The sequence below is a fragment of the Monashia sp. HAY1-5C genome (assembly GCF_056755255.1).
Genome location: NZ_JBPGXG010000579.1, coordinates 1 through 250, shown reverse-complemented (window position 1 = coordinate 250; position 250 = coordinate 1). Strand labels below are relative to the sequence as shown.

Below are 250 nucleotides of genomic sequence, written 5' to 3'. Positions count from 1 at the left end.
ATCTTCACACCCAGTTCAATCAGGATATTCCCTGGTCGACGATGGATATGGATTTTATGAATCTTAACCAAGCCGCACACGGTGACCGTGAGTTCGGATTTATGGTCAGCCGTCTCCGTAAAAACAGAAAAGTTGTCGTAGGACATTGGGATGAAGAAAGAGTGCAGAAACAGATTGGCGACTGGAGCCGTGTGGCTGCGGGCTGGGATGACTGGCAGGGTGCGAAATTCGCCCGTTTCGGAGATAACAT

1 pseudogene is annotated in these 250 nt (G+C 49.6%); it reads left to right on the top strand.

The annotated features are described in order from the left end of the window. Positions 1-250, top strand: a pseudogene (locus tag ACR9ZK_RS22820) (L-arabinose isomerase); the annotation flags it as partial.